Consider the following 24705-nt stretch of genomic DNA (forward strand, 5'->3'; position numbering starts at 1 on the left):
GGGCAGCCCGTTGTCACCCGCCCCTCAGACCGCGGCCGCGTCCGTCCGCTTGGCGAGCGCGGCCGCGGCCGCCCCGACCAGCCCGGCGTCCGTGCCCATCTGGGCCGGGCTGATCTCCAGGCGCTGCACGAAGGACAGGGTGGCGTAGTCGCCGAGGGCCTTGCGCAGTGGGGTGAACAGCACGTCGCCCGCCTTGCCCACTCCCCCGCCGATCACCGCGATGTCGATCTCGACGAGCGTCGCGGTGGCCGCGATGCCCGCGGCCAGCGCCTGGGCGGCGCGCTCGAAGGAAGCGACAGCGACCGGGTCCCCGGCACGGGCGGCGGCGGCCACCGCGGCCGCGGAGGTGTCGCCGTCGGGGCCGGGCCGCCAGCCGTTCTCCAGGGCGCGGCGGGCGATGTTGGGGCCGCTCGCGATGCGCTCCACGCAGCCGCGCGAGCCGCACGGGCAGGGGTCGCCGTCGAGATCGACGCTGATGTGGCCGATATGGCCCGCGTTGCCGGTGGGGCCGGGGTGCAGCTGCCCGTTCAGGACCAGGCCGCCGCCGACACCCGTGGAGACCACCATGCACAGCGCGTTGTCGTGGCCGCGGGCGGCGCCCTGCCAGTGCTCGGCCGCCGTGATCGCCACGCCGTCACCGATCAGCTCGACCGGGAGCCCCCCGGCCGCGTCCTGGACCCGCCGTACGAGCGGATAGTCGCGCCAGCCCGGCACGTTCACCGGGCTCACCGTGCCCGCGGAGGCGTCCACCGGGCCGGCGCTGCCGATCCCGAGCGCCGTGGCGCGACCCCACAGGGGCGCGGCGGTCAGCTCGCCGAGGACCTCCCGCACGGCACCCATCACGGTCTCGCCGTCCTGCTGCGCGGGCGTCGCACGCTGAGCGCGCACCACGATCTGGCCGTGGCCGTCCACCAGCGCCCCGGCGATCTTGGTGCCGCCGATGTCGAGCGCTGCCACGAGGTCGGTGTGCATCAGTGTCGGATCTCCCCGAAAACCATCGGATCTCCGTCGGTCAGGGGAAAGTTCCCCTTTCAACTACGGAGATGGGCGGCCGACCTGGCGGTGGGGGCGCAGGCCGGAGATTGCGGTGGACAGTCTCTCGTGCATATGACAACGTTGTCCAGGCTCTATGCTCGACGCCACATCCTCATACAAACTCATGGTCTGACGCATCCCTGTGGACGAGACCCGTGGACGAGACAGGACAGCGCATCGTGCCCGAGACCGCTCGCCGAACAGCCCCCCTCTCCGCAACGCGTTACGGCAACCGTCCCACCATGAAGGACGTGGCGGCGCGCGCCGGAGTCGGCCTGAAGACCGTCTCGCGCGTGGTCAACGGCGAGCCCGGCGTCACCCCCGAGACCGAGCGCCGCGTCCAGGAGGCCATCGACGCGCTCGGCTTCCGCCGCAACGACAGCGCGCGCGTGCTGCGCAAGGGCCGCACCGCCAGCATCGGCCTGGTCCTGGAGGACCTCGCCGACCCGTTCTACGGCCCCCTCAGCCGCGCGGTCGAGGAGGTGGCCCGCGCGCACGGCGCCCTGCTGATCAACGGCTCCAGCGCCGAGGACCCCGATCGCGAGCAGGAGCTGGCGCTGGCCCTGTGCGCGCGGCGGGTGGACGGCCTGGTGATCATTCCGGCCGGTGACGACCACCGCTATCTGGAGCCGGAGATCAGGGCGGGCGTCGCCACGGTGTTCGTCGACCGGCCCGCCGGGAAGATCGACGCCGATGTCGTCCTGTCCGACAACTACGGCGGCGCCCGCGACGGAGTCGCCCACCTCATCGCCCACGGCCACCGCCGGATCGGCTTCATCGGCGACATGCCCCGTATCCACACGGCCGCCGAGCGGCTGCGGGGCTACCGGTCCGCCATGGAGGACGCGGGCATCCCGGTCGAGGACTCCTGGATGTCCCTGGGCGTGACGGATCCGCAGCGGGTGCGCCGGGCCGCCGAGGAGATGCTCTCCGGCCCTGCCCCGGTCACCGCGGTCTTCGCGGGCAACAACCGTGTGACGGTCACCGTGGTCCGGGTCCTGGCCGAGCAGCCCCGCCGGGTCGCCCTGGTCGGCTTCGACGACTTCGAGCTCGCCGATCTGCTGCAGCCGGGTGTCACCGTCGTCGCCCAGGACGCGGCGGCCCTCGGTCGCACCGCCGCCGACCGCCTCTTCCGTCAGCTGGACGGCGCGCTGCTCACCCCGGAGCGCATCGAGCTGCCGACCCGGCTGATCACCCGCGGTTCGGGCGAGCTGCCGCCGGCGGACTGAGCCGCCCGTGGACGGTGCAGCGGACCACAACCTCGAAGCCCTGGGCCTCGCGGTGGCCCCGCGTGACCACCCGCTGCTCTACCCGGGGGCCTGGCCCGCGCGGTCCGGGCTCCTCGACGGTGACCGGTTCCTGCCCCTCGACCGCCTGGTGCACGAGGACCGCGTCCCCGTGGTGGCGGTCGGCTCCAACGCCTGCCCGGGCCAACTGCGCCACAAGATGGACGAGTCCGGGATCACCTCGCCCGTCCCGATGGTGCGCGCCCGGGTCACCGGCATCGACGTGGGCGTCTCCGCGCACGTCAGCCGCCTGGGCTATGTGTCCGCCTCACCGGTCGAGGCACCCGGCGCCGTACGGGAGTTGTTCGTGACCTGGCTGGACGCCGCACAGCTCGCGGTGATCGACGCCAGCGAGGGTGTGCCGCTGCGCTACGGCAACTTCCGGCGCGCCCGGCTGCAGGAGCCGGAGGTGCGCATCGAGTTGGAGGACGGGACGCGGCTGCCCGGTGCGTACATCTACGTCAACCGCCGCGGGGTCCTGCGCAACGGTTCGCGGGCGCCGCGCGGGCAGGTCGCTCAGCGGGCGCTGCTCACCGAACTCCTCGCCGGTTCGGCCCGGTTGAGGGAGCTGTTCGGTGTCACTCCCGAGGAGTTCTGCACGCGGGCGCGTGCCGACGCGGGGCTGTGCGAGCGGGGCACCCGGGTGTTCGCCGAGGAGAAGCTGGTGACGGAGTCCGGGCTGGAACGGTACGTGGCGGACGGGTGAGCGTGAGGGGCGTCAGCAGACCGGGAGTCCGGGGATCGGCTGGTCGTTGTCGCCGCCCTTGATGTAGACGTCGCTGATGTAGACGTTCGTGTTGCCTCTGTCGTCGTCCGTCTTCGCCCACCAGACGTTGGTCCACTGGCCGTATGTCTCGCGGCGGCCCAGGTTCTGCTGGCAGTAGAAGTAGTTGGTGCCGGCGCCCAGGACGCCGACCTCGGTGCCGGAGGCGGTGTAGGACTTGGCGGTGCGCCAGACCGTGCAGTTGTACTTGCCGCCGCCCATGGAGGTGCAGGCCGGTGCCGGGGTGGTCGCGCCCCCTCCGCCCGTCGTACCGCCGCTGCCGCCGCCGGTGGTGGAGCCGCCTGAGGTCGTACCGCCCGTGGTACCGCCGCCTGGGGACTTGGCCGTGGATGAGGACGAGGCCCGGTTCGTCGGCTTGGCCCCGCCCGTCTGACCGGCGGTCCTCGTCGGCGTCGGGGTCTTCTTGTCGCCCTGTTCCGTCGGCTTGGGGCCGTCCGAGTGGCCGGCGTCGGTGCGGGCGGTGGCGGACGCGGACCCCTGGGCATCCGAATGGGACGCGGAGGTGCGCGTGTTCGCTTGCGTGTTCCGGGCGTTCAGCAGGGCGACGGTGCCGCCGGCCGCCGCGAGGACGACGGTGACGGCCGCGGCGGCGAGCAGGGCGCGGCTCTTGCGGCGCGGGGAGGTCGCCGGCGACATGGGCCCGGTGGGGGCCGTCGCCAGGTCCGGTGCCGGGTTGTGCGGCGCGGGCGGGCCGAAGCCCGGCGTCGCGTGTGCGGCAAACGGCGCGGGGTGGGAGCCGGGCGCCACCCGGTGGTGCTCTCCGGCCGAGTCGGGGGCGGGCTCCGCCGACCTGCGCTGCTCAGTGGGAGCGGGACCCTGTGCGGCTCCCGGCATCAGGAAGCCGGGAGGCAGCGACGGGATGTCGGGCTCCGTCTGCGCCCTCGGCACCGCGTGTTCACGCAGGGTCGTAGTCGGCGTGTCCGTGCCGCCCGCGTCCGCCACCGCCTGCAGCAGAGCGCGCCCCTGCTCGGCCTCCGGGCGGGTCTCGGGCCGTTTGTCCAGCAGCTGCCGGAGTACGGGGGTGAGCGGGCCGGCACGCTCCGGCTCCGGCAGGGGCTCGGTGACGATCGCGGTGAGCGTGGAGTACGTCGACGTGCGGCGGAAGGGCGAGGAGCCCTCGACGGCCGCGTACAGCGTGGCTCCCAGGGCCCAGACGTCGGAGGCCGGGCTCGCCTCGGCGCCCTGGGCCCGCTCGGGCGCCAGGTAGTCCAGGGAGCCGACGAGCGCACCGCTGCGGGTCAGGTGGGCGGTCGCGCCGTCGCCCGGGTCGTCCATCGCCGCGATGCCGAAGTCCGTCAGGACGACACGGCCGGACCCTTCGAGCAGGATGTTCCCGGGCTTCACGTCACGGTGCAGGACGCCGGCCCGGTGGGCGGCCGCCAGGGCGTCCATCACCTTGGCGCCGATGCCGGCGGCCTCGACCGGCTCGAGGGAGCCGCGCTCGCGCAACACCTGCTCCAGGGACGGCCCGTCGACCAGCTCCATGACGATGAGCGGGCGGCCGTCGACCTCGGTCACGTCGTGAACGGCGACGACTCCGGGGTGGCGCACCCGGGCCGCCGCGCGCGCCTCGCGCTGCATCCGCAGCCGCAGGTCGTCGAGTTCGGGCCCGGCGACGTCCGAGTAGGTGCGCAGTTCCTTGACGGCGACCTCACGGCCCAGCACCTCGTCGACGGCTCTCCAGACCACGCCCATGCCGCCGCGGCCGAGTTGGGCAACGACGCGATACCGCCCCGCCAGCAGCCGACCGGTCCCGTCGCCCTGGTTGTTCCCGCCTGAGGTCTCCCCCGAAGACACCGCACGCCCCGTTCCTGTGACACGTCAATGCGTGCGGTACAGACTACGGGGCGGGGGTGACAACGCCAGCCGGTGGTGACTCCTGTGACGGGCCTGCTACTTGGCGGACGCGGTCAGGTCGCCGCGCCGGGGCGACGCGAAGCCCTCCAGGTCCGCCCGGGTCAGTCCGGTGAGGCGGGCCACCTCGGCGATGTCGAGGGCGCCGCAGTCCAGACCGCGCAGCAGATAGCCGCTGAGGGCCTTGGCGGTGGCGGGCTCGTCCATGACGTCGCCGCCGGCCCGGTTGGCGTACCGCGCGAGGCGGGCGGCGGCCTGCTCGAAGCCCTCGCGGTAGAAGGCGAAGACGGCCGCGTACCGGGTGGGGATGTGGCCGGGATGCATGTCCCAGCCCTGGTAGTAGGCGCGGGCGAGGGCCCGGCGGGTGAGGTCGTAGTGCAGGCGCCAGGCGTCGTGGACCTTCTCGGTCGGGCCCACGGGCAGCACGTTGGTCGAGCCGTCAGACACCCGTACGCCCGTCCCCGCGGCCGCGACCTGCATGATCGCCTTGGCATGGTCGGCGGCCGGGTGGTCGCTGGCCTGGTAGGCGGCGGAGACGCCGAGGCAGGCGCTGTAGTCGAAGGTGCCGTAGTGCAGCCCGGTGGCCCGGCCCTCGGCGGCCTGGATCATGCGGGAGACGGTGGCGGTGCCGTCGGTGGCGAGGATGGACTGGCTGGTCTCGATCTGGATCTCGAAGCCGATCCGGCCGGGCTCGAGCCCGCGCGCCTTCTCGAAGGCCTCCAGGAGCCGCACCATGGCGGTGACCTGCTCGGCGTACGTCACCTTGGGCAGCGTCAGCACCAGCCCGTCGGGCAGCCCGCCGGCCTCCATCAGACCGCTGAGGAAGATGTCGAGGGTGCGGATGCCCCGGTCGCGTACCGGCGCCTCCATGCACTTCATGCGGATGCCCATGTACGGGGCCGCAGCCCCCTTCGCATAGGCCTCGGCGATCAGGCGGGCCGCGCGGGCCGCCGTCTCGTCCTCCTCGGCGTCCGGACGGGGGCCGTAGCCGTCCTCGAAGTCGACGCGCAGGTCCTCGATGGGCTCCCGCTCCAGCTTGGCGCGCACGCGCGCGTAGACGGGCTCGGCGAGCTCGTCGGACAGGCCGAGGACGGCGGCGAAGGAGGCGGCGTCCGGGGCGTGTGCGTCGAGGGCCGCAAGGGCCTGGTCGCCCCAGGAGCGGATGGTGTCGGCGGCGAAGACGTCACCAGGGACGTAGACGGTGTGGACGGGCTGGCGGGTGCCGGGGTCCCCCGGGTAGCGACGCTCCAGTTCGGCGTCGACCGGGGCGAGGGAGGCGCTGATCTCCTCGCTGATCGCGCCTGCGAGGCTCGTCGCCACCTTCTCCTGCTGGCCCTGACCCATCCCATACCCTCCTGTTTTCCACTGTGCGGAATCAACAATCCGTAGAATGAAGTTATCTGGGCACCTTCCGGTGGTCAACACCATGTCCACGGGGAGCAACGCCGCGATCTCGGCATGTTCACGCTCATCTCACACCCGGGTATGACACTTCCCTACGCACGACTCGCCCTCGCACGACTCGTCCGGCTGCCGCCACCGAAGGAGCCTCCGTGCCGAACCAACGCCGAGTCACCCGCCGTCTGGGCCTCAAGGCGACCGTGGCCGCGGCGGTCACCGTGCCGCTCGCCGGCGCCGCGATCTCCGCCTCGTCCGCCTCGCCCGCGCCGTCCCCCTCGACACAGGCGCGCCGGGCGCCACGTCTCGAGGTGATGACCTTCAACCTACGTTTCGCGAGCACGAAGGAACCCAACAGCTGGAGCGACCGCAGACCGGTGATGAGCGAGCTGCTGCGTCGCGCGCACCCCCATGTCATCGGCACCCAGGAGGGCCTCTACCAGCAGCTGCGCGACATCGACACCGACCTCGGGCCGTCCTACGACTGGATCGGCACCGGCCGCGAGGGCGGCAGCCGCGACGAGTCCACGGCGATCTTCTACGACAACCGGCGCCTGGCCCCCGTCGAGCACTACACCTTCTGGCTCTCCGACACCCCGGAGGTCATCCGCTCGAACACCTGGGGCGCCGCCTTCCCGCGCATCGTCACCTGGGTCCGCTTCCGCGATCTCGCCGACGGCGGCCGGGAGTTCTACGTCCTCAACACCCACTTCGACCACGCGAGCCAGTACGCGCGCGAGCGCAGCGCCTCGCTGCTGATCCAGCGGATCGCCCAGCTCGACCGTTCGCTTCCGGCCGTGGTGACCGGCGACTTCAACGCCGCCGCGCACGGGAACCCGGTCCACGACACGCTGGTGGGCTCGGGGCTCCTCGACACCTGGGACGCGACGGCGCACCGCAGCGCCTCGTACGGGACCTTCCACGGCTACAAGGGGCTGAGCCCGAACGGCGACCGCATCGACTGGATCCTCACCACGCCCTGGGTGACGACCCACCGGGCATCCGTCGACACCTTCTCCGCCGGCGGCCAGTTCCCGAGCGACCATCTGCCCGTGCGGGCCTCGCTCAGTCTGGAATGAGCCGAGGCCCCCGCGACTGTTCGTGCAGTCGCGGGGGCCTCGACCGGCCTTCGGGTGATCAGCCCTTGCGGGCGTTGATCTCCTCGGTCAGCTGGGGGACGACGTCGAAGAGGTCGCCGACCACGCCGTAGTCGACCAGGTCGAAGATCGGGGCCTCCGGGTCCTTGTTGACCGCCACGATCGTCTTCGAGGTCTGCATGCCGGCCCGGTGCTGGATGGCGCCGGAGATGCCGTTGGCGATGTACAGCTGCGGCGACACGCTCTTGCCGGTCTGGCCGACCTGGTTGGTGTGCGGGTACCAGCCCGCGTCCACCGCGGCACGCGAGGCACCCACCGCGGCACCCAGGGAGTCGGCGAGGGCCTCGATGATCGGGAAGTTCTCGGCGCCGTTGACGCCACGGCCGCCGGAGACCACGATCGCGGCCTCGGTCAGCTCCGGACGCCCGGTCGACTCCCGCGGCGTGCGGGCGGTGACCTTGGTACCGGTCGCCTTCTCCGAGAACGACACCGTCAGGGCCTCGACCGCGCCGGCGGCCGGGGCGGCCTCCACCGCGGCGGAGTTCGGCTTGACGGTGATGACCGGCGTGCCCTTGCCGATCCGGGACTTGGTGGTGAAGGAAGCGGCGAACACCGACTGGGTGGCCACCGGACCCTCGTCGCCGGCCTCCAGGTCGACGGCGTCCGTGATGATGCCGGAACCGATCCGCAGCGCCAGACGCGCGGCGATCTCCTTGCCCTCCGCTGAGGACGGCACCAGCACCGCGGCCGGGGACACGGCCTCGACGGCGGCCTGCAGCGCGTCCACCTTCGGGACGACCAGGTAGTCGGCGTACTCGGACGCCTCGTGGGTCAGCACCTTGGCGGCGCCGTGCTCGGCCAGCGCGGCGGCGGTGTCACCGGCGCCGTTGCCCAGCGCGACGGCGACCGGCTCGCCGATGCGGCGCGCGAGGGTCAGCAGCTCCAGGGTGGGCTTGCGGACGGCACCGTCCACGTGGTCGACGTAGACGAGAACTTCAGCCATGGGATTGCTCTCCTGCGATGTGCGAAGTCTGAGGGGCGGTGAGGGAGTTGAGCCGTGAAGGGTCCAGGGCCCTTAGATGAACTTCTGGCTCGCGAGGAACTCGGCGAGCTGCTTGCCGCCCTCGCCCTCGTCCTTGACGATCGTGCCCGCGGTACGGGCCGGACGCTCGGCCGCCGACTCGACCTTCGTCCAGGCACCCGCCAGACCGACCTCATCGGCGTCGATCTCCAGGTCCGACAGATCCCACGACTCGACCGGCTTCTTCTTGGCCGCCATGATCCCCTTGAAGGACGGGTAGCGCGCCTCACCCGACTGGTCGGTCACCGACACCACCGCCGGAAGCGAAGCCTCCAGCTGCTCGGAGGCGGCGTCGCCGTCCCGGCGGCCCTTGACCGTCCCGTCCTCGACGGAGACCTCGGACAGCAGCGTCACCTGCGGCACGCCCAGGCGCTCCGCGAGCAGGGCCGGTACGACGCCCATGGTGCCGTCGGTGGAGGCCATGCCGGACACCACGAGGTCGTAGCCGGCCTTCTCGATGGCCTTGGCCAGCACCAGCGAGGTGCCGATCGCGTCGGTGCCGTGCAGGTCGTCGTCCTCGACGTGGATGGCCTTGTCGGCGCCCATGGACAGCGCCTTGCGCAGCGCGTCCTTGGCGTCCTCCGGACCCACCGTCAGGACGGTGATCTCCACGTCGTCGTCGGAGTTCTCGGAGATCTGCAGCGCCTGCTCGACCGCGTACTCGTCCAGTTCGGAGAGCAGACCGTCCACGTCGTCCCGGTCGACGGTCAGGTCATCGGCGAAGTGCCGGTCGCCAGTGGCGTCGGGCACGTACTTCACAGTGACAACGATCCTCAAGCTCACGCCGGCTCTCCTACTGCAATCGTCATTTCGGTGCTGCCTACTCTCAGGCAGCATAGGCGCCTCAAGCGGCCGATCCCGATCGGGGCGACCCGCGCTCCGAGCGAAACATTACTCGTCAGTACACCCAGTTCGTTCCCGCTAAGCAAGCGCTTTGAACTGTGACCTTTGCAACGCAGCGTAATCGGAACTCGACCGCTTCGCAGGCGGAGCCGGCCGGCGGTCAGTCGCGCAGGCCGTTGAAATGACCCTGGTGGTAGAGGAGCGGGCGGCCGGGGCCCGTGGGGTCCCCGAGCACGACCTCGGCCAGCACGATGCGGTGGTCCGCGGCGGGGACGCGGCCCACGATCCGGCAGACCAGCCAGGCGAGGACGTCGTCGAGGACGGGAACGCCCTCGGGGCCCGTACGCCAGGCGGTGGCCGCGCCGAAGCGGTCGGCGCCGCTCTTGGCGAAGGTGGCCGCCAGGTCCTGCTGATGCTCGCCGAGTATGTGGACGCCGATGTGGTCGGTCGCCGATATCGCCGGCCAGCTGGAGGCCCCCGTGCTGATGCCGAAGGACAGCAGCGGGGGTTCGGCGGAGACAGAGGTGAGCGAGGTGGCGGTGAAGCCGACCGGGCCGGCGTCGCCGCGTGCGGTGATCACGGCGACTCCTGCCGCGTGCCGCCGGAAGACGGAGCGCAGCAGCTCGGGAGAGGCGAGCTGAGGGGTACGGGTGCCGAGGTCGGGCGTGGCCGTCATGGAATTGTCCTTCTACGCGGAGGGGCGGGCGTCGTGGCTGCTCAACAGCTCGGACAGCGCGCGCTCGCAGTGCGGGCGAGGTCGACGTGGACCCGCCCGTAGAGAAGGAGTTCCGTAGGCATACGGTCAGGCTGACGATAGGTGGTGCGCACAGTCAAGTAGGTTCCGGCATATGGGAGATGCCTCACCGTCCGCAGCACAGCCGTCAAACCGCCTCCCCCAGTGCGGCGATGACGTCGGCCTTGCGCGGCTGGCCGGTGGCACGCCGTACGATCCGGCCGTCGGCGTCCAGGACCAGCACGGTCGGGGTCTTGAGGATGTCGAGTTCGCGCACCAGGTCCAGATGGTCCTCGGCGTCGATCTCGACATGGGTCACGCCGGGGACCATGCCTGCCACCTCGCCGAGGACGCGCCGGGTGGCCCGGCAGGGCGCGCAGAAGGCGCTGGAGAACTGCACGAGCGTGGCGCGCTCGCCGAGTTCCGCGCCCAACTCGGCCGCCGCCAGCCGCTTCCCGCCGTCGCGCCCACGCACGCGCACCCTCCCGTTTCGCCGTCGATGAATCACTCCGTAGGCGCTCGCCGCCACGAGCACCGCTGCGCACACCACAAGTCCGGTCATCACCTGCACAAGCATTCACGAGACTGCAAAGATTCCCGGCTCCCCGGATCTTTCCCCATACGGAATGCTTGCTTCATGGACATCGATGTGAGGGGGCCCCGCTTCGGGGCGGCCGTGACGACCGTCGTCCTGGCGGTCGTGCTGATCACCGGGAGCGCCTGGCTGCTGGCCTGGCAGACGCTGGCGTTCGCGCTGGGCGCGGCGGGCGGGGTGGGCCGCTCGCCGTACGGCTGGCTGTTCCGCAAGGCGGTGCGTCCCAGGCTCGGGCCGCCGACCGAGTTCGAGTCGCCGGAGCCGCCGCGGTTCGCGCAGGCGGTGGGGCTGGTCTTCGCCGGGGTCGGACTGGTGGGTTTCGGACTCGGCCCGACCTGGCTGGGGCTCGCGGCGACCGCCGCGGCGCTCGCCGCCGCGTTCCTCAATGCCGCGTTCGGGTACTGCCTGGGCTGCGAGATGTACCTGCTCGTACGGCGGGTGACGGTCCGTACGGAGTAAAGGCGGCTTAAAAATCCGAGGTGGATCAGTTGTCGGACGTGACGAGGATCTCGCCGTTCTGCGGCGCCAGGACTGGCCCCCCGTTCGTTCTTGGGGCACGATCTGCGCAATGCCGTAAACCTACGGCTGCGTAACTTCCCGCCGGGAGCACCCATCCAGGCAGAGAGAAGGGTCCACCCCGTCCATGGCTGAGCTTGTCTACCGTCCCGTCGTCGGTCTCGCCCAAACGTTGTTCAAGGTGTGGGACCTCAAGATCGACTGCAGGGGATCGGAGAACATTCCGCGCTCGGGCGGCGCCGTGCTGGTGAGCAATCACATCAGCTACCTGGACTTCATCTTCGACGGTCTGGCCGCCCTGCCGCAGAAGCGTCTGGTGCGCTTCATGGCGAAGGAGTCGGTGTTCCGGCACCGGATCTCCGGTCCGCTGATGCGCGGTATGAAGCACATCCCGGTGGACCGCAAGCAGGGCGAGACGGCGTACCAGCATGCGCTGCAGTCGCTGCGGTCCGGTGAGATCGTCGGCGTCTTCCCGGAAGCGACCATCTCGCAGTCCTTCACCCTGAAGAGCTTCAAGTCGGGTGCCGCGCGCATGGCCCAGGAGGCGGGCGTCCCGCTCATCCCCATGGCGCTGTGGGGCACCCAGCGGCTGTGGACCAAGGGCCACCCGCGCAACTTCAAGCGCAGCCACACGCCGATCACCATCCGGGTGGGCGAGCCGGTGGAGGCCCCCCAGGACCAGTACGCGGGCGCCATCACCCGGCGACTGCGCGAGCGCGTCCAGGAGCTGCTGGAGGCGGCGCAGCGCGCCTATCCCGTGCGGCCCAAAGGCCCGGACGACACCTGGTGGATGCCCGCCCATCTCGGCGGCACGGCGCCGACCCCCGAAGAGGTGAAGGCGGCCGAGGCCCGCTGAATCGTCACACCGGGGCGTGGACGGTGATCCGTGCCCCGGGGCTGAACTTCTCCAGCAGTTCGGCGAGTTCCGCTTCCCCCCGTAACCATGTCCTCGGTGAGGCGGGTACGCGGGCCCTGGTGCCAGTTCCAGTGGCGGCAGGTCACGCCGGCGTCGTCGTGCCGGGCGACCGACCCCCCGTCGGGGTGTTCGACGGCCTCCTCGCCGCCGGCCGACACGAAGTCCTTGTCACCGACGGCCCGTGGCGCCGAACGCCGTGCAGATCTCGCGCCAGGCGGCCATGTGCGGGTCGTCGTGCGGGGCGCGACCGTCCAGGCGGGCGGCGATGTATGCGGTCGCCTCGCCCCGGAGGGCCGAACACTCCTCGATGGCGGGCCCGTTGACCAGGCTGTGTGCCTCGATCGCGACACGGGTGAATGCGGGGTCAGAGTGCGGTGGGCAGCATCTTCCAGAGATGGGGCCGGTCGGCGGCGGCCTTGAGGACTTCGATGACCGCCGGATGCGGTTCGGCGTACAGGTCCGGATAGTCCACCTCGTGGGAATCCGGATCGGGGACCCAGGCCAGCCGCTCACCCTCGAGGGAGAACTGGGCGTCGACGCCGGGTTTGTTGCCGCGGGGATCCTGCCGGTGCCAGGCGCCGTTGAAGCGGACCGCGATCAGCCCGTGCACGGCATGGCCGTCGCCGTCGTCGTGGGCCAGCCTCTGGTAGCAGAGTGCCGTGGGGATGTCCTCGGCCCGGAGCAGGGCGGCGAGGGCGTGGGCCTTGGCGTAGCAGATGCCGGTGCCCTGGTGCAGTACGTCGGAGGCCCGCCAGGTGACGCGCAGGTCGCCAGAGTCCTGGGAGTGCGGGATGGTGTCACGCACGAACTCGAAAGCGGCCCGCGCATAGGCATACGAGTCCGGTACATCACGGGCGAGGCGGGCAGCCGTCTCCCGTACCACCGGATGGTCATGGTCGACGACCTCGTCGGCGGCCAGGTAGGCGGACAGGTCGGGGGTGTTCTGGATCAGCTCCATGCCCGCAGAGCATAGGAATACGATCACCCGAGAGTCAATGACTTTTCAGGCAACCGCATACCTATGCATCACGGGAGGTACCTCAGTGCGCCATCTCCTCCTTGAGCGCCGCCACGAACATGTCCACGTCCTCCTCGGTGGTGTCGAAGGCGCACATCCAGCGCACCACGCCCGCGGCCTCGTCCCAGAAGTAGAAGCGGAACCGCTGCTGCAGCCGCTCGCTCACGTCGTGCGGGAGCTTGGCGAACACCCCGTTGGCCTGGACCGGGTAGAGGATCTCCACGCCGTGCACGGCGCGCACGCCCTCGGCCAGGCGCTGGGCCATCTCGTTGGAGTGGCGGGCGTTGCGCAGCCACAGGTCCTTGGCGAGCAGGGCCTCCAACTGCACCGAGACGAAGCGCATCTTGGAGGCGAGCTGCATGGACAGCTTCCGCAGGTGCTTCATGTGGCGGACGGCGTCCTGGTTGATGACGACGACCGCCTCGCCGAACAGCGCGCCGTTCTTCGTCCCGCCGAGCGAGAGGATGTCGACGCCGACGGCGTTGGTGAACGCCCGCATCGGGACGTCCAGGGACGCGGCCGCGTTGGCTATCCGGGAGCCGTCCAGGTGCACCTTCATGCCACGCGCGTGTGCGTGCTCGCAGATCGCGCGGATCTCGTCCGGCGTGTAGAGCGTGCCGAGCTCCGTGCTCTGGGTGATCGAGACGACCTGCGGCATCGCACGGTGCTCGTCGTCCCAGCCGTACGCCTGCCGGTCGATCAGTTCGGGAGTGAGCTTGCCGTCCGGCGTCGGCACCGTGAGCAGTTTGAGGCCGCCCATGCGCTCCGGGGCGCCGCCCTCGTCGACGTTGATGTGCGCGCTCTCGGCGCAGATCACCGCGCCCCAGCGGTCGGTGACCGCCTGGAGCGCGACGACGTTCGCGCCGGTGCCGTTGAAGACCGGAAAGGCCTCGGCCGTGGCCCCGAAGTGGCTGCGGATGATGCTCTGGAGGTTGTCGGTGTAGTCGTCCTCGCCGTACGCGACCTGGTGCCCGCCGTTGGCCAGGGCCAGGGCGGCGAGCACCTCCGGGTGGGCCCCGGCGTAGTTGTCGCTGGCGAAGCCGCGGACCTGCGGGTCGTGATGGCGACGCGCGTCGGTCCTCGGAGGGTTCACGGCTTCTCGGTCAGCCACAGACGCTTTCCGTTCACTTCGGCGGCGGGCTTGCTCCAGACGTCGGCGATGGCCTCGGCCAGCTCCTTGACGTCCGTGAAGCCCGCGAACTTCGCATTGGGTCGCTCTGCGCGCATCGCGTCGTGCACCAACGCCTTCACCACCAGGATCGCAGCCGCCGACGTCGGCCCGTCGGCGCCTCCCGCCTTGCGGAAGAAGTCGGCCATGGCGAGGGTCCACGCCTCGGCGGCGGCCTTGGCGGCGGCGTAGGCGGCGTTTCCGGCGGTCGGGTTGGACGCTCCGGCCGCGCTGATCAGGACGTAGCGGCCGCGCTCGCTGCGCTGCAGCGCCTCGGAGAACGCGAGGGAGGTGTGCTGCACGGTGCGGATGAGCAGCAGCTCCAGGAAGTCCCAGTCGTCGAGGCTGGTCTTGATGAAGGTCTCGCTGCCGCGCCAGCCGCCGACGAGGTGGACCAGGCCGTCGACGCGGCCGAACTCCTTCTCGATGTGCGTGGCCCACTCCCGGGTGGACTCCAGGTCGAGCAGGTCGACAGGCTCACCGGTCACGGTGGCGCCGCCGGACGCGTAACGGGCCGCGTCCACGGCTTCCGCGAGCCGCTCGGGATCGTTGTCCGCGGCGACGACGGTCGCGCCCGCCTCCGCGAGCCGGATCAGTGCCGCGCGCCCGGCGGGTCCGCCCGCGCCGGCCACCGCGATCACCACACCGCTGAGAGCTCCGTTCCCCGCCATGGTCTTCGCCTCCTGAGCAGTGGTTCTGGTGCTGCGGTCGCTCATGCGGCGACCCGCTCGGGGCTCTCCGCCGTGATGCCCTTGGTGGAGGCGATCACGTTCTTCAGCTTCTTGGAGAGGGCCTCATAGAACATGCTCAGGGGAAACTCGTCCGGAAGCACGTCATCGACGAGCTTCCGCGGCGGGCGGCTCAGGTCGAGGGCGTCGGGGCCCTTGGCCCAGCGGGAGCCGGGGTGCGGGGCGAGGTACTGCGACACCAGGTCGTAGGCGGCGAACCAGTGGACCAGCTTCGGGCGGTCGATGCCGGCCCGGTAGAGGTCCTCGATATCGCCGCACAGCTGGTTGGTGACCTGCGGAGCGCGCTGCCAGTCGATGTGCAGCTTGTTGTCGGTCCAGCGGATCACGTCGTGCTTGTGCAGATAGGCGAAGAGGAGCTGGCCGCCGAGGCCGTCGTAGTTGCGCACGCGCTCGCCGGTGACCGGAAAGCGGAACATGCGGTCGAACAGCACCGCGTACTGCACGTCACGGGCCTGCGGGACGCCGTCCTCCTGCAGCTTCACGGCCTCCTTGAAGGCGGTGAGGTCGCAGCGCAGCTCTTCGAGGCCGTACATCCAGAACGGCTGGCGCTGCTTGATCATGAACGGGTCGAAGGGCAGGTCGCCGTGGCTGTGGGTGCGGTCGTGGACCATGTCCCACAGCACGAAGGCCTCCTCGCAGCGCTTCTGGTCGTGGACCATCGCGGCGATGTCCTCGGGCAGCTCCAGGCCGAGGATGTCGACGGCGGCGTCGGTCACACGGCGGAAGCGGGCGGCCTCGCGGTCGCAGAAGATGCCACCCCAGGAGAAACGTTCCGGCGCCTCGCGCACGGCGATGGTCTCCGGGAAGAGGACGGCGGAGTTGGTGTCGTAGCCGGCCGTGAAGTCCTCGAACTTGATGCCGCAGAACAGCGGGTTGTCGTAACGGGTGCGCTCCAGCTCGGCCAGCCAGTCGGGCCAGACCATGCGCAGCACGACCGCTTCGAGGTTGCGGTCCGGGTTGCCGTTCTGCGTGTACATGGGGAAGACGACCAGGTGCTGCAGACCGTCCGCACGGTTCGCGGCGGGCTGGAAGGCCAGCAGCGAGTCGAGGAAGTCGGGCACCTCGAAGCCGCCTTCGGCCCACCGGAGCAGGTCCTTGGCCAGCGCCTCGTGGTAGTCGGTGTCGTGCGGGAGCAGCGGGGAGAGCTCCTCGACGGCCGCCACGACACGCCGTACGGCCGCCTCGGCGTCCGCGCGCTCGGGTGCGCCCTCGGCCTCGAGGTCGATCGACCCGTCCTTGGACTGCCATGGCCGGATCTGCTCCACGGCATTCTTGAGCACGGCCCAGGCCGGGTGCTCAACCACCCTGGTCACCGGAGGAACCTGCTCCCCCGAAGCCGCCTGCACAAGAATTTCCGTCATGTCCCATCCTCCACGGGAGAAGCTCGCGTATGGAGACCGTATACATACGGACTTCCTCTCAGCAAGAGGAGTCTCGGGAGATTATCCTGCACTGCTCCTTGGTCACCGAATTTTTTCCTGCCGGAAACCCGTCCGGCAGACATTTGGGTATCGCGCGGCTACCCGGCGACGGCACGACGAAACCGGCCACCGGTCAATACCGGAAGGACTCGCCCACGCCAGGGTGATCCCCGACGGGTACAGGCCAGGCACACGCCCGGCGCCGCGCCAATCCCCGTGTACGCGCGGGTTCATCGCCGGGCCGGGCCATTAGGCTGCGGCTCTGCCCGCGCGGCCGTCCGCTCCGGTCCGCGCGCGGAGCCGAGCCGCCGTCGACGGAAGCGAGTTGAACCTTGAACTTCCTTACCATCGGTCATCGCGGAGTCATGGGCACCGAGCCCGAGAACACCCTCCGTTCCTTCGTCGCCGCCCAGCACGCCGGGCTCGACGTGATCGAACTCGATCTGCATCTGAGCAAGGACGGCGCCCTCGTCGTCATGCACGACACCGACGTGGACCGCACGACCGACGGCACTGGCCCGATCGCCGAGAAGACCCTCTCCGAGCTGCGCGCCCTGGACGCGGGCCGCGGCGAGCGCGTCCCCGTTTTCGAGGAGGTCCTCGAAGCCGTGCGGGCACCGCTGCAGGCCGAGATCAAGGACATCGCGGCGGCACGCGCGCTGGCCGAGGTCATGCTCAAACGGGACCTGGTCGCCCGGGTCGAGGTGTCCTCGTTCCACGACGAGGCGATCGCCGAGGTCACCCGTCTGGTGCCGGGCGTACGGACCGCGCTGATCGGCAGCCGCTACGGGACCGACATCGTGGAGCGCGCCGTGGAGGCGGGTGCCGCGACCGTCTGCCTCAACATCCGCCGCCTCACCCTGGAGATCGTGGAGCAGGCCCGCAAGGCGGACCTGAGGATCATCGGCTGGGTGGTGAACACGCAGGACCATCTGCGGCTCGTCCGGGCGCTCCAGCTGGACGGCGCGACCACCGACTATCCGGAGATCAAGCGCACCGGCCGCTTCACGGCCTGAGCCTCAGCCCGGCCCCTTGATCAGACCAGCTGCTTGACCAGCAGCTCGAACTGCAGGTCGTCGCGCTGCGGAATGCCGAAGCGCTCGTCGCCGTACGGGAACGGGGTCATCCGGCCCGTACGGCGGTAGCCGCGGCGCTCGTACCAGGCGATGAGGTCGTCTCGTACGGAGATCACGGTCATGTGCATCTCGCGCACGCCCCAGTTCTCGCGCGCCGTGCGCTCCGCCTCCGTGATGATCACTTTGCCGAGGCCCGCGCCCTGCAGCTGCGGGCTGACCGCGAACATCCCGAAGTAGGCGTGTTCCCCGCGGTGTTCGAGCTGGCAGCAGGCGACGACGGCACCGTCCCGCTCGACCGTCAGCAGACGGCTGTCGGGCGACTTGATGACGGCGAGCACGCCCTCGGGGTCGGTGCGCTGCCCTTGCAGGATGTCCGCCTCGGTGGTCCACCCGGCCCGGCTGGAGTCCCCGCGGTACGCCGACTCGATCAGCGCGACCAGCACGTCGACGTCGGCGTCGGTGGCGTCGCGGAAGGTCAGTCCGTCGGCGGCGGTCTCCATGGGCGTCACTCCGGTTTCTGGCTCGGCGCGGGCAGGGACGAGCCTAACCCTGCCACTAGGCTCCGTATGCATGGTGCACGTTCTCAGCAGCCGGACCCTTCTCCAGCCGAGCGATCCCGAGCGCTCCCGCACGTTCTACGGCGAGCAGTTGGGCCTCGCCGTCCACCGCGAGTTCGGCACGGGGCCGCAGCGCGGCACCGTCTACTTCCTCGGTGGCGGCTTCCTGGAGGTCTCGGGCCGCTCCGAGACCCCGCCCTCCCCCGCCGTGCAGTTGTGGCTGCAGGTCGAGGACGCGGCCGCGGCGCACGAGGAGCTGCGGGCCAAGGGCGTCGAGATCGTACGGCCGCCGGTGAAGGAGCCCTGGGGGTTGATCGAAATGTGGATCGCGGATCCGGACGGAACACGGATCGTGCTGGTCGAGGTGCCGGCGGACCATCCGATCCGCTACCGGCCGGGGATCTGACGGCCCGGAAACCCGCGGGGTGCTCGAACCCCCGGCCGGGGCTGGTGCGCCTCCACGACGTGCCGGTGCGGGCGGGAAGCGGTGAAAACCTGGCCAAGGCCCGCCGAAGGCGGTCGGCGGACCCGGCGGCCACGGCCCGCCCGGGGGTGGTCACACCCAGCCCGACTCCCTGGCGATCCGGATGGCGTCGATCCGGGTGCGTCCCCCGATCTTCCTGGTGATCGCCGACAGGTGGTTGCGGACCGTGGCCACGGACAGCGACAAACGCTCGGCGACCTCCCGCATGGGAATGCCGTCAGCGGTCAGCCGCAGGATCTCCACGTCCCGCGGGGTCAGCGGGTTCGCCCGCGCGTCGAGCGCGGCCAGCGCGAACTCCGGGTCGATGAACCGCTGTCCCCTGGCCAGCTTGCGGATGCCGTGGATCAGCCGGTCCGCCGGAGCGTTCGTACTGATCACCCCGGCGGCGCGCAGATCGAGCATCCGCCGTAGCCGCGCCGGTGTGGGCGAGGCCATCATCAGCAGCACTCGGCACGCGGGCAGCCGCCGCTTCAGCTCGCCCCGCAAGGCGAATTCCTCGCCCTCCTCGGAGTCGACGTCGATCACGGCCACGTCGGGGCGGCACATCAGCGCCCGCGCCAGCACCTCGCCATCACCTGCTTCCTCCGCGACGACCTCCATGTCGTCCTCACGGGAGAGCAGGGCGGCGAAAGCTCCCCGCACGAGGCGGGCGTTCTCGACGAGCAGCACGCGAATCAATGTCGCTCCACCCTCCGCAGACCTGAAAGGAATTATCGACCCTTATGTCGGGAATTTCAGTCCGGTGGTCTCACGGCCTGACGGACTCAGCGTGAGCCGTGTTCCCAGCGGCAATCGGTGCGGGTCAGTTCCCGGAAACCTGCCGCCAGCAGGAGGTCGATGGCCACCTTGTCGTCGGCCGACTCGTAGGCGAGGAGACGGTCCGTGCCGCACAGGCACAGCCAGTCCGCGGCCTGGCCGAGCAGCTGTTTCTCCAGGCCCTCGCCGTACGAGGCCGTATCGATGTGCAGGTTGCCGATGTCGGCGAGGCCTGCCGCGCGGGCGTGGCGTTCAGGGCGGGACAGGGCGGTGTCGACCTCGATGAAGCCTGCGGCGCGTGCGTCGACGTAGGCCGTGAAACGGGTGCCGCACTCCCCCAGCGAGCGTTCGAACCTCACGCCCGGACGGGGTTCGACGGCCGGCAGGTCGGCCACGAGCGCGATCAGGACGACCTCGGTGTCTCCGACGTGGCGGAAGCCCGAGCGTTCGTAGACGGCACGGATGTGCGGCCAGTTGCGGGGCAGGCCGTGGACGACGGGGGCCGGGAGGGCGCCGTCGGCGTAACGGACGCGTACGTTCCAGCGGGCGAACTGGGCCAGGCACCCGGCCATCAGCTGGTCCGCGGCTTTCTCGGAGTCGGGCCAGAAGGAGGCCGGCGGCCGGTACACGAACCAGTCGATCTCACCGGCGTCCCGGTAGTGGTCGCCGACCTCGTCTCCGGAGCGGTAGCGCAGCAGGTGGGCGGCGGCCACGATGTGGCGGCGCTGCTCGGCGACGAGGGTGACGCGCTCGGCGACCCAAGGGTCGGTGATGAACTCGCCGGGCTGTCGCTCCAGGTCGCTGAGGACGGTGTTGACCGAGACGGAGACGCCGGGGACGACGGCGGCGACATGTGCGTTGATCAGGTCGGTGAGCTGGTCGCGGTCGTCGCGGCGGAAGGGGCGGACGGTGGGCGCGGGCATGCGGAACCTCCAGGAAGCGGAGACGTGGGCTGGAGGCCGCCATGCGGTGCGGTACATGGGCGAGGGTACGTCGGGGGCGGCGCCGGGCGCGAGGGTTTCGGCCGGATGGCCGGAGGGCGGGGCCGGGCTCAGCGTGCTGGAGGGGCCATTGTTCGCCCAAGGCTTCGGAAGGACGCCATGAAGCTCGACAAGCCGGTGACCGGCGGGCCCTGCTGGGCCGAGTTGGGGACCAGCGACCTGGCGGCGGCCAAGCGGTTCTACGCGGAGCTGTTCGGCTGGCGCAGCGAGACGGATCCGCGGCAGGAGGCGGGCGGATACACGGTCGCGCACCTGGGCGACGCCGCGGTCGCCGCGCTGACCCCGCTGTACCAGGAGTCGCAGCCCGTCGCATGGAACGTGTCGTTCGCGGTGGCGGACGCGGATGCCGCCGCCGCGCAGGTGACCGCGGCCGGCGGGACGGTTCTGCTGGGCCCGATGGACGTGTTCGACGTGGGCCGTTTCGCGGTGGCGCTCGATCCGGCAGGTGCCGCTTTCCAGTTGTGGCAGGCGCGGGCCTTCCCGGGTGCCGGGCTGTTCAACGCGCCCGGCTCACTGGGCTGGGTGGAGTTGCTGACCCGGGCGCCCGAGCGGGCCGAGAGCTTCTACACGACGGTGTTCGGCTGGAGTGTCAGCGCTTCGGAGCAATACCCGCAATGGGGCATCGACGGCGCGGACTTCGGCGGCATGGTGCGGATGGACGAGAAGTTCCCGCCCGAGGTGCCGCCGCACTGGCTGCCGTACTTCGCGGTGGCCGACGTGGACGCCTGCGCGGCCACGGCGACGCAGGCGGGCGGCACCGTCCTCATGGAGCCCACCTCGGTGCCGGACGGGCCGCGGATCGCGGTGCTGCGGGATCCGCAGGCGGCGGTGTTCGGCGTGTACCGGGCGGGTGACGAGCACTGATCAGTGCGGGAGCCGAACGGTCATCTCCACGGTGATCTCGTCGCCGGCGGTGATCTGCCGGGGCGCCCGGACCGCGGCCTTCAGCGGCAGCAGATAGCCGCCGTCCTTGGGGAACAGCGAGGTCTCGAAGTCGACCTCGCCGATCCGCGCAGCCACGGGGATCACGCCCCAGCCGTAGCTGGCCTGCGCCGCGACCTCACGGATGTCCGCGGATTCCTCATCGGGCACGGGCAGGTAGTAGTAGGGCGCCGGGCCGCGCCACTCGATCACCCGGCCGGCGAACGTGAACTCCAGCATCAGGCCCCTTCCTCGTGCCCGTCACGACAGAGCGGCGCAAGCGGTGTCACCGTCACCTGGTCGATGAGCGGGGCATACGCCGAGCGCTGACCGTATGCGTTCTTGGTGTGGCCGTCGAAGTCGGGGAGTTCGTCGGCGGTGAAGGTGAGCGTGTTGCTGCCCTGATGGAGGGTCACGGGTAGGGAGAGGTTCCAGAAGTTGTTGAAGTGGAAGGTGGTGGGGAACAGGACGCGCTGCGGGGCCGCGCCGTTGACCGAGATGTCGGCGTGGCGGCAGACCGGGTCGGGGTTGTAGTGGGTGGCGGGCGCCTGCTCGCCGTTGGAGTAGCGGATGGTGAGCGCGTGGCGCCCGGCGCGCTCGGCCGTCACCGTCAGGGTGAGCGCGTTGCCGGGGCCGGCACCGATGCCGTCGACCGCCTTGCCGCCGGTGGCGTACGAGCGTCCCGTCACCCTCGCGGTGCCGGTCAGGATGCCGTCCTCGGCGGCGGACACGTACGTGGGCAGCAGTGAGCGGGAGGCGCCGACGCGCAGCCGGTCCACGACCAGGCGGTCCGAAGTCCCGGTCACCGTGACCTTGTTGATGCCGCCGGCCAGGAACAGCGGGATTGCGCCTCGCTGCACGGGTCCGAGCTCCTCGCCGTTGACCGTGAGCAGGCCCTCGCCGGGGCCGAGCAGGTCGACGGTGACCGTCGCCTCGCCGTCGTCGGGGGCATGCACCCAGAAGGTGACGGTGCCGCCCCGGGGGAGGACGGCGGCGCCGGGGCCGGAGGCGCCGAGGTCGGCGTAGCTCACCCGTGCGCCCGCGTCGAGGGCGGCGAACTCGGCCTCGTACAGGGCCTCCTGGTCGTCGCGCAGGGTGAGGTCCAGCTTGTCGACGACCGCGTCCCCCTGGGTCGTGCCGAGGTCGGGGTCCTGCGCGGCGAGGGTGATCCGGTGCGGGCCGGCGGTCAGTTCGACCTCGGTGTCGGTGTGGCCCCACACCGCCCACTTGTAGCCGAGCGGCAGCCGCAGTTCGCGCGCGTCCTTGCCGTCGACGCGCAGGAAGACGTTGGTGGGGCCGTTCTCGCGCACCAGATCGGCCAGGTTGTGGGAATTGGCAAAGACCCGCAGGTCGTACGTCCCGTCCTGCGGGGCCTCGACGTCGAAGGCGAGCACGCCGTCGGAGCCGGTGCGCAGGCCGCCGATGTGGTAGCCGCCGGAGGTCGCGAACTTGTCGACGTCGGAAGGGGATCCTTCGGGGCCGTGCTTGACGTAGCCGCCGCCCGTGTACGTGGCGTCCTCGGCCTCGTACGTCAACCGCCGGCCCGCCGCGGGCGGCAGCAGGGCGGCACCGTGGCCACCGGGAGCCACGATCAACTGGTGGGCGGACATCTCGTCCAGGCCGGTGAGCGTCAGCGTCACCCGGCCGTCCACGACCGGCAGTTCGGCGTCGAGCAGCCGCAAGGGCTGGGCGCTCGCGCCGACTTGGCCGCTCCAGGCGATCTCCTGGAGGCGTAGGTGGACGGTCGTGCCGAACACGTCCGTGTCGACGCCTTCGAGGACGAGGTCCGCGGCGCCGCTCGCGCCGCCGAACAGCACACGGGCCTGCCGTTTGAGCCGGTCGAGGGTGGCGACGCCCTGCAGCGTGTACTGGACGTCGGGGTGCGGTGCGGTGACGCGGACGGTGTTGCCGGACAGCTGCCCGTAGGCGTTGAACAGCCACCACTGGCCGTTGCCCTTGTTGGCCTCGACCGCCGAGTCGTTGAGGTTGCCGGCGATGTTCCAGTACGCCATGTCGGCGTCGACCTTGGACTCCTCGATCGCGGCGATCCACTGGATCATCTGTCCGGGGACGGACAGATGGTAGTTGTGCGCGTACTCGTTGAGGTTGACGGGCAGCGGGCCGATGCCCAACTCCCGTTCCATCTCCCGGTACTCGGCGACGTTCCTGCGGACCTCGTCCGGCGAGGACAGCTCGTGCCAGGTGATCACGTCGGGGAGCACGTCGTGCTCGCGCGCGAACTCCAGGAAGCCGCGCACCTCCGGATAGAGGATGCAGGTGTTCGGGCCGGCGATGCGTGCCTGAGGGTCCAGGCCCTTGATGAGGTGGTACGTCTGCTGCCAGGCCGCGAAGTAGGGTCCCGGCTCGGTGTGCCAGGAGACCTGGTCGTAGCTCCACTCCCCCGTGCCGAACATGTTGCCCTCGGGCTCGTTGAACGGGACGTACACGACATGGGACTTCAGCGCGCCCAGCGTCTGCACCTGCGTGACCTGGCGGCGGACGTTCGCCAGGTAGGCGGTGAGGCGTTCCTCGCCGGTGGCGCCCGGCCACTCGTAGGGGAAGCCGCGGTGGATGTCGGTCAGGTAGACGTAGACGTCCTGACCGCCCGCCGCGACGAAGGACGGCAGGATCTCCAGGGCGTCGGCGCCGGGGTGCTGGACGCCGTCCTGTGCCTTGGTGGTGACCGTGCGGACGTACATGCCCTCGACGACGGCGCGGCTGGGCACGCCGTCGCCGTACAGGCCGTAGAGCGTGCCGCTCGCGCCGCCGTGGAACGAGCCGGTCTCCGTGCCCAGATCGACAGTGAGCGTTTCGGCTGTCACGGCATCGCCCCTTCGTTCGACATGTCGTACGCCAGTCGGTGATCCGAACCGGCCTGGTCGAACGTAGGGAGTCGGAGTCGATCACGTCAACGGGCACCCGGCCTCCGAAAGTTCCGGACGCGGCGGTTCAGCGGGGTTCAGACGCGCAGCGCGCCGAGACGGCCCTCCAGCCGGCCGAGCAACTCGCCCAGCAGCCCGGCCAGTTCGCCCTGCCCCTGCGGATCCAGGACGGCCAGTACGGAGGTCTCGTAGGCCAGTTGCTCGGGGAGGATGCCGTCGACGAGATCGCGGCCGGCGTCCGTGAGGCGGAGGTGGGCGACGCGCCGGTCGCGGGTGTCGCCGCGGCGCTCGACCAGGCCGCGCTCGGTGAGCTGCTTGAGGCGCTTGGTGACGGCGGCGCCCGAGGAGAAGGTCTCGCGGGCGAGTTCGCCGGGGGTCAGTTCGTGGCCGGTGCGGCGCAGCGCGCCGAGCAGGTCGAACTCGGGGCGGCTGAGGCCGGCCCGGCGCAGCGGGGCGTCCTCGGCCTGCTGGAGGAGGGCGGCGCAGCGGTTGATACGCCCGATGATCTCCATGGGGCCGGTGTCGAGGTCGGGG

The 24705-nt window shown here is 70.9% G+C and carries 25 protein-coding genes and 1 pseudogene; 8 read left to right on the plus strand and 18 right to left on the minus strand.

Annotated elements, in window-relative coordinates:
- Window positions 1–24: 24 nt before the first annotated feature.
- Complete coding sequence (locus tag ACWCRD_RS29450; RefSeq protein WP_450968793.1) at window positions 25–972, minus strand: ROK family protein; 948 nt, start codon at window positions 970–972, stop codon at window positions 25–27.
- Window positions 973–1214: 242 nt separating this feature from the next.
- On the opposite strand from ACWCRD_RS29450, the gene ACWCRD_RS29455 reads away from it, so the two are divergent.
- On the plus strand, window positions 1215–2264 hold the full coding sequence (locus tag ACWCRD_RS29455) for a LacI family DNA-binding transcriptional regulator (RefSeq protein ID WP_450968826.1): 1050 nt from the start codon (window positions 1215–1217) through the stop codon (window positions 2262–2264).
- Between the two features lie 7 nt (window positions 2265–2271).
- On the plus strand, window positions 2272–3027 hold the full coding sequence (locus tag ACWCRD_RS29460; protein WP_450968794.1) for a hypothetical protein: 756 nt from the start codon (window positions 2272–2274) through the stop codon (window positions 3025–3027).
- Between the two features lie 12 nt (window positions 3028–3039).
- On the opposite strand, the gene ACWCRD_RS29465 is transcribed toward ACWCRD_RS29460, so the two are convergent.
- Window positions 3040–4902, minus strand: coding sequence for a protein kinase domain-containing protein (locus ACWCRD_RS29465; RefSeq protein WP_450968795.1), 1863 nt, complete (start codon window positions 4900–4902; stop codon window positions 3040–3042).
- A gap of 96 nt (window positions 4903–4998) precedes the next feature.
- Window positions 4999–6303, minus strand: coding sequence for a DUF6986 family protein (locus ACWCRD_RS29470; RefSeq protein WP_450968796.1), 1305 nt, complete (start codon window positions 6301–6303; stop codon window positions 4999–5001).
- Between the two features lie 209 nt (window positions 6304–6512).
- On the opposite strand from ACWCRD_RS29470, the gene ACWCRD_RS29475 reads away from it, so the two are divergent.
- The gene (locus tag ACWCRD_RS29475) at window positions 6513–7436 is read left to right on the plus strand and encodes an endonuclease/exonuclease/phosphatase family protein (RefSeq protein WP_450968797.1); all 924 of its coding nucleotides are present in this window, start codon (window positions 6513–6515) and stop codon (window positions 7434–7436) included.
- Window positions 7437–7494: 58 nt separating this feature from the next.
- On the opposite strand, the gene ACWCRD_RS29480 is transcribed toward ACWCRD_RS29475, so the two are convergent.
- From ACWCRD_RS29480 to ACWCRD_RS29495, 4 genes are all read right to left on the minus strand, one after another.
- Window positions 7495–8457 carry an electron transfer flavoprotein subunit alpha/FixB family protein gene (locus ACWCRD_RS29480; RefSeq protein WP_450968798.1) on the minus strand — a complete coding sequence of 321 codons (963 nt, stop codon included), beginning with the start codon at window positions 8455–8457 and terminating at the stop codon, window positions 7495–7497.
- A 72-nt stretch (window positions 8458–8529) separates the two neighbouring features.
- Window positions 8530–9318 (minus strand): electron transfer flavoprotein subunit beta/FixA family protein, encoded by a 789-nt coding sequence (locus tag ACWCRD_RS29485; protein WP_450968799.1) that lies wholly within the window; start codon window positions 9316–9318, stop codon window positions 8530–8532.
- 220 nt (window positions 9319–9538) lie between these two features.
- Window positions 9539–10054 carry a flavin reductase family protein gene (locus ACWCRD_RS29490; RefSeq protein WP_450968800.1) on the minus strand — a complete coding sequence of 172 codons (516 nt, stop codon included), beginning with the start codon at window positions 10052–10054 and terminating at the stop codon, window positions 9539–9541.
- A 205-nt stretch (window positions 10055–10259) separates the two neighbouring features.
- Entirely contained in the window at window positions 10260–10673 is a 414-nt protein-coding gene (locus tag ACWCRD_RS29495) for a TlpA family protein disulfide reductase (protein ID WP_450968827.1), read from the minus strand.
- 75 nt (window positions 10674–10748) lie between these two features.
- Between ACWCRD_RS29495 and ACWCRD_RS29500 the strand changes: the two genes are divergently transcribed.
- The gene (locus ACWCRD_RS29500) at window positions 10749–11165 is read left to right on the plus strand and encodes a DUF4395 domain-containing protein (RefSeq protein ID WP_450968801.1); all 417 of its coding nucleotides are present in this window, start codon (window positions 10749–10751) and stop codon (window positions 11163–11165) included.
- A gap of 184 nt (window positions 11166–11349) precedes the next feature.
- Window positions 11350–12078, plus strand: coding sequence for a lysophospholipid acyltransferase family protein (locus ACWCRD_RS29505; RefSeq protein WP_450968802.1), 729 nt, complete (start codon window positions 11350–11352; stop codon window positions 12076–12078).
- A 4-nt stretch (window positions 12079–12082) separates the two neighbouring features.
- Here ACWCRD_RS29505 and ACWCRD_RS29510 read toward each other — a convergent pair.
- From ACWCRD_RS29510 to ACWCRD_RS29530, 5 genes and pseudogenes are all read right to left on the minus strand, one after another.
- A pseudogene (locus ACWCRD_RS29510) lies at window positions 12083–12534 on the minus strand (hypothetical protein).
- A complete protein-coding gene (locus ACWCRD_RS29515; protein WP_450968803.1) occupies window positions 12503–13096 on the minus strand; it encodes a transglutaminase domain-containing protein in 594 nt (197 codons plus the stop codon). The pseudogene ACWCRD_RS29510 and the gene ACWCRD_RS29515 overlap by 32 nt, the downstream one beginning before the upstream one ends.
- Window positions 13097–13178: 82 nt before the next feature.
- Entirely contained in the window at window positions 13179–14249 is a 1071-nt protein-coding gene (locus ACWCRD_RS29520; RefSeq protein WP_450968804.1) for a threonine aldolase family protein, read from the minus strand.
- Window positions 14246–15040 carry an SDR family NAD(P)-dependent oxidoreductase gene (locus ACWCRD_RS29525; RefSeq protein WP_450968805.1) on the minus strand — a complete coding sequence of 265 codons (795 nt, stop codon included), beginning with the start codon at window positions 15038–15040 and terminating at the stop codon, window positions 14246–14248. Before ACWCRD_RS29525 ends, ACWCRD_RS29520 begins: the two co-directional genes overlap by 4 nt.
- Window positions 15037–16434 (minus strand): DUF6421 family protein, encoded by a 1398-nt coding sequence (locus ACWCRD_RS29530; RefSeq protein WP_450968806.1) that lies wholly within the window; start codon window positions 16432–16434, stop codon window positions 15037–15039. The genes ACWCRD_RS29525 and ACWCRD_RS29530 overlap by 4 nt, the downstream gene beginning before the upstream one ends.
- 392 nt (window positions 16435–16826) lie before the next feature.
- Between ACWCRD_RS29530 and ACWCRD_RS29535 the strand changes: the two genes are divergently transcribed.
- Window positions 16827–17510: a glycerophosphodiester phosphodiesterase gene (locus ACWCRD_RS29535; protein WP_450968807.1), complete on the plus strand. Its 684-nt coding sequence runs from the start codon at window positions 16827–16829 to the stop codon at window positions 17508–17510.
- 20 nt (window positions 17511–17530) lie between these two features.
- Here ACWCRD_RS29535 and ACWCRD_RS29540 read toward each other — a convergent pair whose 3' ends face one another.
- Window positions 17531–18070 carry a GNAT family N-acetyltransferase gene (locus ACWCRD_RS29540; protein ID WP_450968808.1) on the minus strand — a complete coding sequence of 180 codons (540 nt, stop codon included), beginning with the start codon at window positions 18068–18070 and terminating at the stop codon, window positions 17531–17533.
- Between the two features lie 70 nt (window positions 18071–18140).
- On the opposite strand from ACWCRD_RS29540, the gene ACWCRD_RS29545 reads away from it, so the two are divergent.
- A complete protein-coding gene (locus ACWCRD_RS29545) occupies window positions 18141–18533 on the plus strand; it encodes a VOC family protein (protein WP_450968809.1) in 393 nt (130 codons plus the stop codon).
- 150 nt (window positions 18534–18683) lie between these two features.
- On the opposite strand, the gene ACWCRD_RS29550 is transcribed toward ACWCRD_RS29545, so the two are convergent.
- On the minus strand, window positions 18684–19280 hold the full coding sequence (locus ACWCRD_RS29550) for a LuxR C-terminal-related transcriptional regulator (protein WP_450968810.1): 597 nt from the start codon (window positions 19278–19280) through the stop codon (window positions 18684–18686).
- 95 nt (window positions 19281–19375) lie between these two features.
- Window positions 19376–20290 carry an N-acetyltransferase gene (locus ACWCRD_RS29555; protein ID WP_450968811.1) on the minus strand — a complete coding sequence of 305 codons (915 nt, stop codon included), beginning with the start codon at window positions 20288–20290 and terminating at the stop codon, window positions 19376–19378.
- A 177-nt stretch (window positions 20291–20467) separates the two neighbouring features.
- On the opposite strand from ACWCRD_RS29555, the gene ACWCRD_RS29560 reads away from it, so the two are divergent.
- Window positions 20468–21232 (plus strand): VOC family protein, encoded by a 765-nt coding sequence (locus ACWCRD_RS29560; protein ID WP_450968812.1) that lies wholly within the window; start codon window positions 20468–20470, stop codon window positions 21230–21232.
- Here ACWCRD_RS29560 and ACWCRD_RS29565 read toward each other — a convergent pair whose 3' ends face one another.
- The 3 genes from ACWCRD_RS29565 to ACWCRD_RS29575 all read right to left on the minus strand — a co-directional run.
- Window positions 21233–21526 (minus strand): DUF1905 domain-containing protein, encoded by a 294-nt coding sequence (locus ACWCRD_RS29565; RefSeq protein WP_115914548.1) that lies wholly within the window; start codon window positions 21524–21526, stop codon window positions 21233–21235.
- 2 nt (window positions 21527–21528) lie between these two features.
- Window positions 21529–24111: a cellulosome protein gene (locus ACWCRD_RS29570; RefSeq protein WP_450968813.1), complete on the minus strand. Its 2583-nt coding sequence runs from the start codon at window positions 24109–24111 to the stop codon at window positions 21529–21531.
- A gap of 137 nt (window positions 24112–24248) precedes the next feature.
- Window positions 24249–24705 (minus strand): MarR family winged helix-turn-helix transcriptional regulator (locus ACWCRD_RS29575; RefSeq protein ID WP_450968814.1); only part of this gene is annotated, 457 nt, incomplete at its 5' end.

This window comes from Streptomyces sp. NPDC002092 (assembly GCF_053593775.1).